The following is a 14609-nucleotide window of genomic DNA, read 5'->3' on the forward strand; positions in this document are numbered from 1 at the left end:
CCATCTTTGATTCATTTTTGTTTGCCCCGACCCACTGGATAATAGTTGGTCGGCCGCGTTCAGGCGGCGACACTCTGACACATTCTGACACCCCGGACTCAGCAAACCTTACATGCGCAGCCCTCTGGTGCCCCGCCGCAACCACCGTCAGCCCCGAGTTCAAAACAAGCACTGCGGTCATAGCTGATGATCTAAAGCCCGCTCCAGTTCGAATCACACCGGGCGAAGCGAGCCGGCTACTACGTCGTCACCTGCGCAACCGTCGCCATCGCGGGCGTTCGTTCATTTCCAGGTAACGTCGGATCAGGCGTTCAAGCTATCTCGCGCCCTGGCTGTGGCTGCGGAGAATGCGGCTAAAATCCTTGCATCAACCGAGACGTAGTGGCGCTGCTTCGCCAGTCCCCTTTCCAGGGCAGGCGTGCCCTGACGTGATCGATGCCGGAGATGACGACGGCGGTTGGTCCTGACACCAATTGCGGTGGGTTCAAAACTGCAAATCCACAGGAAATCGGATATTCAACTCTAGATTCTGCTTGTTTACACGCCACTCGCTTGGCTTGCAGACACGAATCGCCTTATGATGTTCGGCTGGCTCGCGGCATGGCCATCTAGGAGATGCCCTCTTGCGCGGCCGAACTTACTTAAAAACATAGTGTAGGGCCTGACCGGCCAAGGAGGTGTGATGTTCGCGGATGTAAAGGGACCTTCCTTCATTTTCTGGCCTGTCGGCTGCGGCGACAGCACGACCGTCGTCGTCAGCGAAACCGAAGTCATGCAGATCGATCTGAACGACAAGGTTATGGCCGAGGAGGACGACAACGAGCACATTCCGCTTGTGGATGAACTCGTGGCGAAGCTGCCGCAACGCGACGGCAAGCCCTACTTGTCCTGCTTTGTGCTGACGCATCCCGACCAAGACCACTGCCGCGGCTTCGAGGATCTTCTCAAGCGGGTCGTGATCGGTGAGCTTTGGCACAGCCCGCACATCTTCCGGGAGTACGAGGACGAAAAGGTCCTGTGCAAGGATGCCGAGGTGTTTCGCGAGGAAGCCCGTCGCCGCGCCACGAAAACCATCAAGGCCGGCGGCGATCCCGGCGCCGGCAATCGCGTGCGGGTTATCGGCTACAGCTCGCTGTTCGAGCCCGGCGAACGCTATCACAACCTTCCTGAGGAATTCCGCACCCGCCCCGGTTCGGAGATCACCATTCTCGATGGCGCCGCCGTCGGCGACCGCTTCCATGCCTTCATTCACGGGCCGTTCAAGGAGGGTGAAGCTGATGCCCGAAACGAGACCAGCGTGGCGATGCGCGTGATCATCGGCTCCCAGGATCATCCGATGTATGGGCTCTTCCTTGGCGACGTCTCCTACCCGACCCTGATGCAAATCTTCGAGCAGACGCACGCTCACAACAATGACGCCATGTTGAACTGGAACGTGCTGCTTTCTCCGCATCACTGCTCGAAAAAAGTCATGTACGAAGACGATGTCCTCCAGCAGGACGCCATGGACGAATTGGCGGCACCTCAGCTCGACATCGGTTATATCGTTGCGAGTTCGCCGGAATTCCCTGCCTCAAATTCCTCTGGTGACAACCCGCCCCACGTCAAGGCGAGGAATCGCTATGAGGAGATCGTCAATACCGCGTTCCTGTGCACCGGTGAGTACAGCACGCCCGAGAATCTGCGGCCGATTATCTTCAGCGTGAATGAAAACGGCGTCTTCCTTGACGATGACGACTATGAAGTGTCGGATGATGCGCGCAAAACGTTGGCAGCCGCTGTCGCGGCGGCTCGCGGCCGCACGGCGCCCCCGACCGTCAAAGTGGGTTTCGGGCGCGAATGAAATCCGAGGGGCAGGCTTGGGCACTCCAGCAACTTGCCGACGTCGTCCAGGCTTCCTCCGGTTCTCTCGAGGTGATCGACTCCGTCGAGCCGACCGAAGACGGAGAAGCCGTACTCGTTACCCTTTCGGTGGATTGTTCCGGATACCCGCGTAAGCCAGGCGGGATTCCTTTCAGGGCTCGTGAACGCCTGCTTCTCAAGATTCCAGCAAATTTTCCTCTGGAGGTGCCGCGCCTGGACTTCGCGCACAAGCGCTACGGCGACTTCTCGCACGTGCAATGGGGCAGTTATATCTGCCTTTATCAGGCGACCGACAGTGAGTGGCAGCCGGAAGACGGCCTCTTCGGCTACATGCAGCGCGTCGACGACTGGCTTCGTGCTGCCGCCGCGAATGAGCTCGATCCGGCGGGGATGCCGCTGCATCCACCCGTCACTTACGCGGTCAGCAGCCTGAAGATTGTCCCCACGCAGAACACGCCGGTCGTCGAACCGCCGTTTTGGGCGGGCTACGCGAAGATCACCCGCGAGAACGAGAACCGTATAGAACTCGGCGAATGGATCGAAAACTCTGGCACTGTGCCCGATGGCCGTTTGGTCGCTGTTGTGCTCCTCCCGACCGGGATGCCGCACGAGTATCCCAAGTCGGTCTCCGGGCTTCTCGACGAGTTGATTGCCCGGGGTGTCCCGATCCAGGTCATCCGGCTGATGATTCAGCTGGGCGTGCTCAGAGGCGAAAGCGGTCAGCCGCTCATCTTCATTCTGGGCGCCGCCATGCGTGGGATCGCTGGCGGCCAGCGTCTTCAACATTTGGCTGCATGGCGGATCGATGTGCAGCGTGTCGATGAAATGCGCGCGGCTATTAGGGCCTCTACCGACGATAATCCCAGTGACGTCACCGAATTCTATGAGTGGGCTGCGAAGGCAACAATTGAATGGTGCGGTGTTCTTGAGGACCGACCTGAAATCGTCACCAGACGAGACGCCGAAAGCGCTTCAGCCTGGTGGGCGGGCCGTCATGTCGTTCTTCTCGGATGCGGGGCGATTGGCAGCGCGGTCGCCATGCTGCTTGCTCGGGCCGGCGTGGCCAAACTGCAGCTCTACGACAAGGACGTCGTCAAGCCGGGTGTTCTGGTCAGGCAGCTGTTCGACCGATATCAGATCGGCGCCAATAAAGCGAAGGCAACGGCCCAGAACGTCCGTTATGCCAACTATGGCGTCGAGGCGCTCTCGTCACCCGCAGATATCGTGATATTGCTTGAAGTCCCGGAGCGCCGCGCGGACATCCTGGCCGCTGACGTGATCATCAACGCGACCGCTTCGACAATGGTCGGGACTTCGCTGGAGAAGCAGTTCAGGACCTGGCCAAAGATCCATCCGCCGATCATCTCAATGGCTCTGGGCCACAAGGCGGACCAGGGTCTGATGACGATGGCTGTGCAAGCGGTGCCGGGCATCACGCTGGACCTCGACCGACGCGCCAAGATAGCGCTGTCGAATCTTGCCAAGGGAAAGCACGTGCTCGACGAGTTCTGGCCGGTGAGCCCCGACCGGACCCGTCTGTTTCAGCCCGAGCCAGGCTGTTCCAGTCCGACGTTCCGCGGCTCTGCCGCTGACGTGATGGCGCTCACCGCTCTGATGACGAACGTCGCGAGCAGATGGCTGGCAAATCCCTCGCATGTGGCTGCGCGAGCCCGGTCCTTCGACCTGACAGGTCAGCGTACCGGCGCGCTCAACGAGTTTGAGTTCGAGTGGCCTATGGACATTGTTCTCGTCGATGGCCGGAACGGTTACCAGATTCGTGTCACGCAGGCCGCGCTTGCAGGAATGCGAGCATGGATGCGCAGGTCAGAGCGGGTTAACGGCCGACGCGTGGAGACCGGTGGAATCCTGTTTGGCCACGCGGACGAATTCCTGAAAATCCTCTGGGTCGATGAAATCAGCGGGCCGCCGCCGGACAGCCTTCAATCTCCCACCGCATTTGTCTGCGGCACCGCGGGCGTTTCTGAAATGAACGCCGAAAAGACCAAGAGGACACGAAAATCCGTCGCATTCGTCGGCATGTGGCACACGCACCCGGGAGGAATCCCCCTCCCCAGCGACACCGACTACAGCGCGATGGCAAATCTTCTCACGAGCGAGGAATTCCAGGCCAAGCGCTTCTTGATGATCATCGTCGGGGCAGACTCATCGCGGCCCCTTATTTCGGGAACGGTCTTTGAGCGAGCCGATTACCAACAGTAGTCCGCTGCCGAAGCGGCCGTTTATCGGACTCGCCATGTCCGGCGGCGGCGCACGGGCAATCGCGTTCCATCTCGGCTGTTTGCGGGCGCTCCATGACAGAGGTCTGCTGGACGAGGTGAAGGTTCTCTCCACGGTGTCGGGAGGCAGCGTGATCGGCGCCTGTTACGCCTACAGTGCTGATGATTTCGTGACCTTCGACCGGAAGCTCACCGGGCTGCTCCGGAGCGGCATCCAGCGGAAAATCCTGGGAAAGCTGCTGACCAGTACGCAATGGGCGAAGATCCTCTTCACGCTGGTCGTAAGCGGACTGCCAACCGCTCTTCTTTGGTGCCTTTCAACAATGCTGGCCGTGTTGCGAACCCTCACCGGCATTCCTACGCGGCGCATCGAGTATAGCCTTGCGGTCCTGTGGCAATCGCTACCGGTCTGGGGCAGCCTGACGACGGCGTTCGAGCTAGCCTTAACCGAGCTCTTTGGGTCCAAGACCGTCCGCGACGTCGCGCGCCCAGGTTTGAGCGTCGTCATCAATGCCTGTGACCTGAAGACAGGAACCGCATTCCGTTTTGGCTCGCAACGGTCGGGAGGTTGGCGTTACGGGAAGATTGTTGGACCGGCTCCAACCGTCGCAAAGGCCGTGGCGGCATCGGCCGCCTTCCCCATCATCCTGCCGCCGCTTATCGAGTCTTTCCAGTTCAGCAAAGCCGGCAGCACTCAAACCCAGACAGTCGTCCTGACCGATGGCGGCGTGTTCGACAATCTGGGAGTTTCCGTCCTGGAGCCTGGACGAGACGGCGATATCACCGACACATATCCGGTGACGCACATTATCAGTCTCAATGCCGGACCGGGCCAGCTCGACGGAGGCGATCATCCCTTCTGGTGGATCGGCCGCGTTGCAAAATCCTTTGAAGCGGTGCATCGCAAATCGCAAGACCACGTTTACTCCCGGCTTCATCGTCACGTGGAAACAGGCGAGCTGGACGGTTTTGGAATGGTCTACCTTGGTCAGCAGGATCACCGACTTCCGTACCGTCCGCCCGACCTGGTCACTCGCGACGAAGTCCGCGAGTATCCAACAGACTTCGCGCCCATCTCAGCAAAAGACCTTGCGTTGTTGAGCAGAAGAGGCGAACAGCTCACGCACATCATCATCGATCGATATCTGCCGCAGCTGTAGATGGCGAGCTCCATCCTGGTGTTGTTCTTGTTTGCCCTGGCTCGACACGAGCCCGGTGCGTTCGGCGCGCTTCCGGCCGGGTCTTTCACCCCTTTTTCTCGGTAGTCGGAAGATGTGGCGCGACCCGGGTGCGTTCGGACCCCTCAAGGAATAATCTACAGCTGCGTTCTTTGGACGAGCGTTCCGCAGTCCTTGTTGCAAGACTGGAACGCTTGCGTTCGTGGCCAGCGGGCGATAGCCGGTGCCGACGGCCAGGCATCGAAGCTGCGGCCACTACAATGTCAAGGTAGGCCGAGACACCAATTCTCGTGTGAAATCAAAACGAAGAGGCCGGTAGAAGTGCGAATCTGAGCGTGAACGGAGCTGGAACAGAGCGGATTTGCTGTTGACGTGCTGTTGACCGGTCGGCGAGTCAACTCTGGCCGTTCTGATTGTTGCTTTGAGGTAATCACCACGCGAGTTTGTGGGTTTGCCCTCCGTCGTCGCCGGCCGCGTCAACGCGCCGTCATTCTGGAACACCTGACCGCCGCTGATGTGATCGGCGTGCGCGTGAGACGACGTACTGCACCGGCACGTTGAAGCGGCGCTTGATTTCGTCCTTCAACCAGGTCGCGGTGCAGGTCATCGCCAGATCGATGACCAGTGCGCCCTCGTTGGCCACCAGCACAAGGCCGCTATGCACGGCGAGCCCCACGCCTGTGGTGTGGCGATAGAGATTGCCCTTGATTTGCTCCAGCCCGCGCGGGTTGTCCGGGCAATCCGCGCCGGTGAAATCCGGCAACAGCGGCCGGTTGGCGTACTGCGCGCGATCGAGCGCAATGCCGTCATCAGCGGCGAACGCGTTGGCGTGCCACATCGCGCCCGCCGCGATGACCAGCGCGGCGACGATAGAATTGGAGACGCTCATGATGTCCTCCGTAAGGGCAGAACAATGCAGGCTCTGTCGGCTCAGATCTTGTAGAAGCCTCCGCCGGTCGCGACAAAGCCGCCGCTCACGCGCAACGAGTCGATCGCGCCGTGTTGCTCAATCGGAGCGACACCGGCGCCGTTGGTCTTCACGCCACCCGTGATTTCAATTTCGCGGGCCGATCCGCCGGGCTTGATGCTCAGTGCGATGGCAGAGAGGCTGATAACGACGCCCTTGACCAGCGACGGGCCGGTGCCGCCGAACGTCTCGATGCCGCGATGCACGACAAGTTTGCCGATCGGCTGGCCGATCTGGATGCCAACGGCGCCGTCCGCATGCGTGATGACACGATCGAACTCCGCAAGGTTCACCGTGCCGGTATAAACATTGAAGCCGCGCGCGCCCTGGCCGAAGGTCTCTATCGGCGCGTTGACCTTCAGTTCATGCACGATGCCGAAATTCACGAAGCCGATGCCGCTCGGGCCATGCGAGGTGATCTTCGCCTCGGCGGTCCAGCGATCGACCACGCCCCAGTTGTCGAGCACCATGTTGTTGACGCCATAGGTCACGACCGGACCGCGATTGCGCACGACATCGACGTAAGCGCCGTAGACCGTGAAGACACCGCCGGTGATCTGGTCCGCCGTGCCGGGCGCGATGCCGCCGTCGCTGTAGACCGCATTGGTCTCCAGCCGCCGCACGTTGAGCCGGCCGGCCTTGTCGCCGCCGCCGCTGACGAAGATGCCGCTGCCGCGAACCGGCGCGCCGTCGCGGCCAGCTGACAGGCCGACGAGGTCGGCGCTGACAATTACGCCGGTGTCCTGCTGCATGTTCCACAGCGTGAAGGCGCCGTTGATGACATGGACGCCGTAACCGTGCGGGCGTTCTTTCTCGCCGCGGGCGTCGGCGGCGATGATGTCGAGGCCGTTGACGTCGACATGCCGCGCACCTTGTCGCGCGCCAAGATCTGAACGCAGCCGGTCGTCGTGACGCTGCGCAATTCGATCCGCCCAAGGCTCTCGACCGAAGTGTCGTTAAAGATCGCGCGCTTGTTCACGGTGGCGTCGAGCCGGATGTTGTGGAGCCTGTTGTCGGATGACAATTGCAGCCCGTCGGTCCCGGCCGCGAAGGTAATGGCCGCGGCGTCACCGTCGCCGCGCAATGACTGGCCAGGCGCAAGCCGGATCGATGGCGCATTGGTCAAGCCGCCGCGGAGCACGACGTGATGGGCCGCCTTGTCCTTGGTCGCCGCAATCAGCTCATCCACCGTGGTAACGGTTTTCTCTTGGCTATTCATGTTGTCGCCCTCCCTTGCATTGCTATCTTACTTGAAATTGTATCGACGCGTGTGTGCCATCGCAAAAAATGGCTTGTTCTTCGACTCTCCGCACCGGCACAGCGTAGCGCGGTTACGTATCTCGTATTCAAAGCCATCCGCCGAAACGACAGCTATTCCGCCGCGTAACCAGAGCGGCCCGCTGCAGCCTTCCGGGGATCTTCGACAAGCCCTATTGAAACGGGCAGATGGGGCTCCAGGGCCCTTCGGGTTGCTTTGTCCCAGGCCACCAGTCGACCGGCCGGACAATTTCCCGCCTGCCGGATAAACATAGCCCGTACATGTGGATCATCGGTGTGCCCGACTTGATTCCACACCTTGCCGTGCGGGTCGCAAAAGCGCCCGAAGGCGCAGAGCTGCTCGGCATCCATGAGCGCCATGGTGGGGCCATCAAAAACCTTCGCCTGATCGACGTAAGGCTCACGGCTGGCGGTTTCCGTGCCATCAAAACCGACCTTGGCATGCGTGCCATCGCAGAAGGGCTTTTTCTTCGACTAACCGCATCGGCATAGCGAGTATTTCTCCTGCGCCCGGATCGGTTCGCCCTGTTTCCAGAGTTCAGAACCAGCATCGCGATCGGTGACGATCGTCTGGGTAGCGAGCGGCACATTGCCGGTGACGACGTACGGGCCATCTTTCGAAATGACCAGGCGAGCCTCAGCCTTTGCCCGGACATAAGCGCCTCATATTGAAATATTACGAAACAACTGCAGAAGATCGACAGGGATCAGCCGAGCGGCTGCCGCTTTGGAAGTTTTCGTCCTCCCTTGTTTGGGCAATACCGGCTGAACAAAAGGATGCGATCCGCTGATTTCCAAGGGGTGCTCGATTTTCGACTTTTACAACAGTATCCGGGCTAAAGCGGACATCGTTCTGGATCGCGACCAAGTCCGGAAGTGACCCCAACTGCGACATTGACCGCGCGTTGCGGATCGATACCATGATAGAAGAATATTTTGCGCCTCCGAAGCACGTTGAGAAAATAAATCTATCGCTCCGAAGTGAAATAATAATACGGTACTATCGTCTCGCTGAGTGAAACGCCCTATTTGACTGAGCAAGAGAAAGCCAAACCGCGGGTTACCATTCAGGCAATTCTCGGATGGCTATTTCGACGACTGATCCGGTTCAATCGACAAAGGATGGGAGTGTGATATGAAGATCAAAACGTTGGTGCTAGCGTTTGCCGTGGCCCTGTCGGGCTTGGGCCTGACAACTCAGGCGATGTCGCAGAGCCAGCAGCAGGTCATGAGTGACTGCGCCAAGGAATGGGATGCCTTAAAAGCGGCAAACAAGACGGGTGGAAAGAGCTATCAGGATTTCAACAAGGATTGTTTAAGCAAGGGTAAGGCTGCCGAAAAGCCTGCCGCAGTCACGACGCCTGCAACGGCGGCACCAGCCGCGGCCACTGCCTCGAAGACTCCTGCGCCTGCGGCGGCCACCAAGAAAGTGAACTTGAACACAGCCACCGCGGCGGATCTGGACGGTCTTCCCCAGATCGGCGTAGCACGTTCAAAGGCTATCATCGAAGCTCGCGCGAAAGGACCATTCAAGAACTGGGATGATTTTGTGGCGCGAAAAGTGGTTCCTTCGAACGCTGAAGCGGCAATCAAGGATCTCGTTAGCTTTTGAACCTAATTCAGATCGATTCCATGGAATTGGAGATGCATAATGGGAATCTTCGATAGTCTCGGCAGTGCCGTAAAAGGACTTGCTGGTGCAGCAGAGGCGACGGCTCTTCCAGGTCTGTTGTCTGCGGCTCTCGCGCATACGAGCTTGGGAAATATGCAGGGTCTGCTGGATAAGCTTCAGCAGACCGGGCTTGGACCGCAAGTATCGTCGTGGCTCGGGGAGGGCAGCAATTTGCCGATCACGGTTGACCAGCTTAAGGCGGCATTGGGTAACGAGCAAATCCAACAGCTAGCCGCGCATTTTGGTTTGCCGCTGGACAAGGTTTTGGAGACCGTTGCCGAAAATCTTCCAACCATCGTGGACAGGTTGAGCCCGAACGGCAAATTGGAGGCAGCTTAGGTTATCGCTGTCGAGCCTCCGACGAATTGTGACCTCAGCGGCCCCTCACGCTGAGGTCATTTTTTGGTGGTACCGGTCTTCTCTATTATTTTTTCAGCAAGTCGCGAATTTCCGCGAGCAACTTTTCAGTCACTGTTGGTGCAGGAGGTACGAAGGTACGGCGGGTTGGGTTTCCTCCTTCTTCTTCAATCTGTCGATGTCCTGAATCACGATAAACAGAACGAACGCGATAATCAGAAAGTTCAACGTCGCTGTAATGAAACTGCCGTAAGCGAGGACTGCACCAGCTTTCTTCGCGTCAACGAGCGGCAACCCAGTTTTAACTGCGGCGCGGAGCGGCGGTAGTAGTTAGAAAAATCTAGAACTCCATGATAGCGCCGATCACGGTCGTTGTGATGTCACCTACAACAGATGATACAATCGCACCGAAGTGCAGCGCCGATTATGACACGCCGACCGCAAGATCGACGACATTGCCGCGCAACGCAACTTTTTTGAATTCTTCAAGCATCTGTCCCCCTTCTAAGTTTGCGCATTGCCCAGAAAAATCATGGTGGTTAGGACGAATCGAGCCATCTCGTTCAATCCAAACTTTTTTATGTTGTCTATTGCAGGACCCTCACGGTGGTCAGGTTGGGTTCGCGCGTGGCATGTTTACACAAAGGTCGGGTTTTTCTCTTGGTTCAATATTTTAGCGATCCGGCGCAGATAACGATCGCAACGATGGCAGAACGTTGGCCCGCTGCACCACCAAACGCCGACAATCAAGACGCGATCGCATGTCGATCACTGCGGGCAAGCGCATCGAGAGCGGCGAGGACGGCACCGAGATGCGAGCGTGTGCGTGCAGCGACATCGGGCAGATAGTCCCAAGGCGACGCCTCCCGCATATAAGAAAGTTGCGCGAGTTCCATCTGAATCGCATGCACGCCGTTCTTCGGATGTCCGTAATGGCGCGTTGTCCACCCGCCACGGAACCTGCCGTTGACGATGCTCGTGAAGCCGTCTGCCCTCACGCAAACGTCGCGAACCGCAGCTTCGATCACGGGATGGCAAGACGTCGTGTTGTTGGTGCCTATATTGAAGTCGGGCAGTAACCCATCGAACAGGAAAGGGATGCGACTGCGGATCGAGTGGCAATCGTAGAGAATAGCGACGCCGTGGCGCGCCTTTACCCGCGCGATTTCGGCGGCCAGCGCCGCATGGTAAGGCGCATGGTATTTCAATCTGCGGCGCTCTATCTCTTCCGGGCCCGGCTCCACACCCGCCCGATAAATCGGACGGCCGTCAAAATCGGTAAGCGGACAAAGCCCAGTCGTATTCTGACCTGGGTAAAGGCTCGCACCCGAGGGATCGCGGTTTGCGTCGATCACGTAGCGATGGAATGTAGCCCGCACGATAGTTACGCCGGGAAGGAGGCCCTCGTAGAGGCGCGGCACGTGCCAGTCCGTATCTGTGATCCCAAGACCGGTTTTGTTAAGATGGCGCGCGACCTCGTCTTCGATGAACGTGCCGGGATGCGGCATGCCAAGGATAATTGGACCATCGCCTTGATGAACCTCAACGGGTGTCACGACACAGCCTCCATTGCTTCATGAATGACGCCTTCTTGCGACGCGTGCCCGATGCAGGGCGGATACCTTGGCGGCTGCATCCAAAATCTCAAAAATGTCTACGCACTGCGTGCGCCATTCTCGTTTGCCGGTTCTCGTGTTCGGACACAGCAATTCGGCTGTAAGCCTAGATCCGCGCTCTCAGTTTCGTCATTGTCGTTCGGTAGCGCCCGACGATGTCCTCGCGACGAATATGGCGGCCGCCCTTCACCAGATGCCGGCCTGCCGACCAAACGTCACAGATCATTCTGTCATCACCCGCAAAGACGAAGCTGTCCAACACTTCGTCGCCGGTCTTGCCTGCCAGGTCCAGCGCCTCGCCATCCAGCGCCAAAAGATCACCAAGCGCGCCAGGACGTATGGCGCCTGACCGGCGTCCGGCAGCTTTGGCACCTCCACCAACGGCCCTCTCGAACAACGCACGACCGGTCGAGTACTCAGCCGTTCCCAACATTGCCCGTCCGCGATCACGCAACCGTTGTGAGTATTCAAGCGTTCGCAACTCCTCCGACAAAGCGATGCGGACATTTGAATCGGAGCCGATACCGAAGTGACCGCCTGCGCCTAGATAATTCACGCCATCGAAAATGCCGTCGCCGAGGTTCGACTCCGTGATAGGACAAAGGCCAACTACCGCGCCGCTCGCGGCGAGGCGTTGGGTTTCGTCCGGAAGGAGCTGGGTGCAATGAATGAGGCACCAGCGCTCGTCGACGGCGTGATTGGTCAGCAGCCACTCTGCAGGTCGAGCGCCTAGATACGCCCTGACCTCTTCGACCTCAGCAACCTGTTCGGCAAGGTGAATGTGAAGTGGGGAGTCTGGCGCAAGCGACGCGGCAAACGCGAGATCCTCTGGTCCCACTGCCCTGAGGGAGTGGGGTGCTACGCCGATCCGGCAATCCGCAGGTAGTTCGGCAAGGGAGGATCGCGCCCCGTCGAGCAATTTGACGAACTGCTCCGGCGAGCAACCAAAGCGGATCTGCCCGGCTCCTAGCGGTCGGCGATCACAACCTCCATAGCGGTAAAGTACTGGCAACAACGTCAAACCGATGCCGGTCTCGGCAGCCGCCGCCGCAATTCTGCAGGACAGCTCGGCGAGATTGGCGTAGGGCGTGCCACCCGGCTGGTGATGAATGTAGTGGAATTCGGCCACCGCGGCATATCCCGCCTCCAGCATTTCCATCTGGACGCAGCCTGTGATGGCTTCGATGTCGTCTGGCGTTAGATGATCCAGGAACCGATACATCAGCTTTCGCCATGTCCAGAACGTGTCGCGCGGGTCTGGTCCGCGCCGTTCGGTCATCCCTGCCGCCGCCCGCTGGAACGCATGGCTGTGCAAATTCACTGGCGCCGGCAGCAGAATCGCTATTCGTTGGCCTTCGGGCGGAGAGTCAGGCACGACGGCGTCTATCGTGCCACTTGTGCCGATCTCGACACGCACGCCCGTCCGCCAGCCGTCGGCCAACAACGCCTGCCGAGCCCAAAGAACAGTCATCTACCCGGCCTTTCTATTCGGACGGACGTCTCGCGCGCGTCCGGAGTCTCGATCTGTCATAGCTGCAAGCGTGGGTGCCGAGGCGAGCCGGCGTTGACGACCTCGGTACATGGATTGTATCCCAAGGCATACGAGAGATCGGCAGGACGATCGATCGCCCAGAGTGCGAAATCGGCGCGCTTGCCGACGGTGAGCGTTCCGATCTCCCTGGCAAGGCCAAGCGCGGCGGCGGCGTTGCGCGTAGCCCCGGCCAACGCCTCCTTGGGGGTGAGCCGGAACAGCGTGCATGCCATGTTCATGGCTGCCAGAAGCGATGGCATCGGCGACGTGCCGGGGTTGCAGTCGGTCGAGACGGCCATTCGTACCCCGGCGTCTCGCATGGCCTTGATGGGCGGTATGCGCGTCTCGCGTAGAAAATAAAACGCGCCCGGCAACAACACCGCAACTGTGCCCGCCTCAGCCATGGCGCGCACGCCGGCTACCGAAAGCCATTCGAGATGATCGGCCGACAGACCGCCGTAACGCGCCACCAGCGCCGCCCCGCCCTGGTCCGAAAGCTGCTCGGCGTGTAGCTTGACGGGCAGGCCCAGCGCTGTCGCTGCATCGAACACGCGTGCGGTCTCAGCCGGAGAGAAGGCGATCGTCTCGCAGAACGCATCGACGGCATCGACCAGTCCGTCCCGCGCCAGCGCCGGCAACATCTCGTTGCACACCAGGGTGACGTAGTCCTGTGCGCGGCCGTCGTATTCCGCCGGCACCGCGTGTGCGCCAAGGAAAGTCGAGCGCACCCGTACCGGCAACGACTCGCCGAGTGAACGCGCGGCGCGGAGCATGCGTGCTTCGGCTCCGAGCTCAAGGCCATAGCCAGACTTGATCTCGATCGTCGTGACGCCTTCCGCGAGCAGGCTTGTCACGCGCGGCAGACTGGCGATCCGCAACTCGTCCTCGTCAGCGGCGCGCGTAGCGCGCACGGTCGACAGTATCCCGCCGCCACGCCGGGCGATCTCCTCGTAAGGCACTCCGTTGAGCCGCGCCTCGAACTCGTCGCTGCGATTGCCCGCATAAACGATATGCGTGTGGCAATCGATGAGGCCTGGTGTCAGCCAATGGCCGCACCCGTCGTGCTCGACCGCCGCACGCTGCCGGACCGGCAGCGTCGCCCGCGCCCCGAACCAGGCGATCCGGCCATCGCGAACCGCAATGGCGCCGTCTCGGATCTCGCCGTAGCCAGTTCCTTCCATCGTCGCGAGATTGACGTTGACCCACAGCGCATCCCAGTCCGATGCCGCTCCTTGCCTTTCGATCTCATCCATGGAGCAGACTCCCGGCATTGAGTTTAACAACCAGCAGCTGGGCCGGTGTCGCGTCTTGGCATTGGACGCTTACCGCCACCGAGCCGCTTCGGCTCGTATCGGGTCCCAGCGTCACCAGCGCCTCACCTGCCGACAGCGGCACACGCGCCGCAGCCGGTTTATTGTCATCCCGGCAATCGACCCGGCCGGAGATGCAGAACAATACGACAATATCGGACGCAACCAACGCCTTGCCCGACACGCTCATCTTACGAAGCGTGTGCGAAAACCGCCCTCTCCGCGTCATGACGTTGAAGTCGACGACCGGCTCTCCTTCAAGCAAGTCAGCATCCACCGACACGTCGCCGGCGAACCGGTACGGCTCGCTGTCTGGGCCGAGCACCACCTCCCGCACCTCGCCGGGCTGTCGTGTCACGAGCCGCAAGCCGCGTCCGGAAAGCACGACCAGCGTACGGTCGATGCCTGCGAAGGCCGAGAACGGTCCCGGCGCAGCGACGCGCGCGGTACTGATCCTCCAGTCGAACGTGCCGACCGTCGCACCGGGCGGGCCAATGGCGATCTCGGCCGTTTCGCCGCCGCCGTTCTTCCATGCCATGCGCCGGAAGGAGAATGGTTCAAGCTTGTGCATCGCTGCAAGATCCAGCCGCTGTCGCAACA

The 14609-nt window shown here is 60.1% G+C and carries 13 protein-coding genes and 1 pseudogene; 6 read left to right on the top strand and 8 right to left on the bottom strand.

All coding sequences use genetic code 11. The annotated features are described in order from the left end of the window. Positions 1–682 precede the first annotated feature (682 nt). Genes M2427_RS06920 through M2427_RS06930 form a run of 3 tightly spaced genes read left to right on the top strand, consistent with a single transcriptional unit; the run spans position 683 to position 5260 of the window. Positions 683–1843 (top strand): hypothetical protein, encoded by a 1161-nt coding sequence (locus M2427_RS06920; protein WP_280705463.1) that lies wholly within the window; start codon positions 683–685, stop codon positions 1841–1843. Next, positions 1840–4083 (top strand): ThiF family adenylyltransferase, encoded by a 2244-nt coding sequence (locus M2427_RS06925; protein WP_280705464.1) that lies wholly within the window; start codon positions 1840–1842, stop codon positions 4081–4083. Before M2427_RS06920 ends, M2427_RS06925 begins: the two co-directional genes overlap by 4 nt. Beyond that, positions 4058–5260, top strand: a complete 1203-nt coding sequence (locus tag M2427_RS06930; RefSeq protein WP_280705465.1) for a patatin-like phospholipase family protein — start codon at positions 4058–4060, stop codon at positions 5258–5260. The genes M2427_RS06925 and M2427_RS06930 overlap by 26 nt, the downstream gene beginning before the upstream one ends. Positions 5261–5765: 505 nt before the next feature. On the opposite strand, the gene M2427_RS06935 is transcribed toward M2427_RS06930, so the two are convergent. The 3 genes from M2427_RS06935 to M2427_RS06945 are packed head-to-tail and all read right to left on the bottom strand — an operon-like array spanning position 5766 to position 7464. Further along, positions 5766–6167, bottom strand: a complete 402-nt coding sequence (locus M2427_RS06935) for a hypothetical protein (RefSeq protein ID WP_280705466.1) — start codon at positions 6165–6167, stop codon at positions 5766–5768. Positions 6168–6208: 41 nt separating this feature from the next. Beyond that, entirely contained in the window at positions 6209–6997 is a 789-nt protein-coding gene (locus M2427_RS06940) for a hypothetical protein (RefSeq protein WP_280705467.1), read from the bottom strand. After that, the gene (locus M2427_RS06945) at positions 6976–7464 is read right to left on the bottom strand and encodes a hypothetical protein (protein ID WP_280705468.1); all 489 of its coding nucleotides are present in this window, start codon (positions 7462–7464) and stop codon (positions 6976–6978) included. Before M2427_RS06945 ends, M2427_RS06940 begins: the two co-directional genes overlap by 22 nt. Positions 7465–7784: 320 nt before the next feature. On the opposite strand from M2427_RS06945, the gene M2427_RS06950 reads away from it, so the two are divergent. The 3 genes from M2427_RS06950 to M2427_RS06960 all read left to right on the top strand — a co-directional run bounded on the left by M2427_RS06950 (position 7785) and on the right by M2427_RS06960 (position 9534). Next, positions 7785–8015 carry a hypothetical protein gene (locus tag M2427_RS06950; RefSeq protein ID WP_280705469.1) on the top strand — a complete coding sequence of 77 codons (231 nt, stop codon included), beginning with the start codon at positions 7785–7787 and terminating at the stop codon, positions 8013–8015. A 643-nt stretch (positions 8016–8658) separates the two neighbouring features. Beyond that, positions 8659–9135 (top strand): helix-hairpin-helix domain-containing protein, encoded by a 477-nt coding sequence (locus M2427_RS06955; RefSeq protein ID WP_280705470.1) that lies wholly within the window; start codon positions 8659–8661, stop codon positions 9133–9135. Between the two features lie 39 nt (positions 9136–9174). After that, positions 9175–9534, top strand: a complete 360-nt coding sequence (locus tag M2427_RS06960; protein ID WP_280705471.1) for a YidB family protein — start codon at positions 9175–9177, stop codon at positions 9532–9534. A gap of 85 nt (positions 9535–9619) precedes the next feature. Here M2427_RS06960 and mscL read toward each other — a convergent pair. The 5 genes and pseudogenes from mscL to M2427_RS06985 form a co-directional block, all read right to left on the bottom strand. After that, positions 9620–10045, bottom strand: a pseudogene (mscL, locus tag M2427_RS06965) (large conductance mechanosensitive channel protein MscL). Between the two features lie 253 nt (positions 10046–10298). After that, positions 10299–11108, bottom strand: a complete 810-nt coding sequence (gene hutG / locus M2427_RS06970; RefSeq protein WP_280705472.1) for an N-formylglutamate deformylase — start codon at positions 11106–11108, stop codon at positions 10299–10301. Between the two features lie 166 nt (positions 11109–11274). Next, positions 11275–12639 carry a formimidoylglutamate deiminase gene (locus M2427_RS06975; protein WP_280705473.1) on the bottom strand — a complete coding sequence of 455 codons (1365 nt, stop codon included), beginning with the start codon at positions 12637–12639 and terminating at the stop codon, positions 11275–11277. A 56-nt stretch (positions 12640–12695) separates the two neighbouring features. Continuing rightward, on the bottom strand, positions 12696–13952 hold the full coding sequence (gene hutI, locus M2427_RS06980; protein ID WP_280705474.1) for an imidazolonepropionase: 1257 nt from the start codon (positions 13950–13952) through the stop codon (positions 12696–12698). Continuing rightward, positions 13945–14580, bottom strand: coding sequence for a HutD family protein (locus tag M2427_RS06985; RefSeq protein WP_280705475.1), 636 nt, complete (start codon positions 14578–14580; stop codon positions 13945–13947). The genes hutI and M2427_RS06985 overlap by 8 nt, the downstream gene beginning before the upstream one ends. Between the last annotated feature and the right edge of the window lie 29 nt (positions 14581–14609).

Source organism: Bradyrhizobium sp. BR13661, from assembly GCF_029892425.1.
Classification (GTDB): Bacteria; Pseudomonadota; Alphaproteobacteria; order Rhizobiales; family Xanthobacteraceae; genus Bradyrhizobium.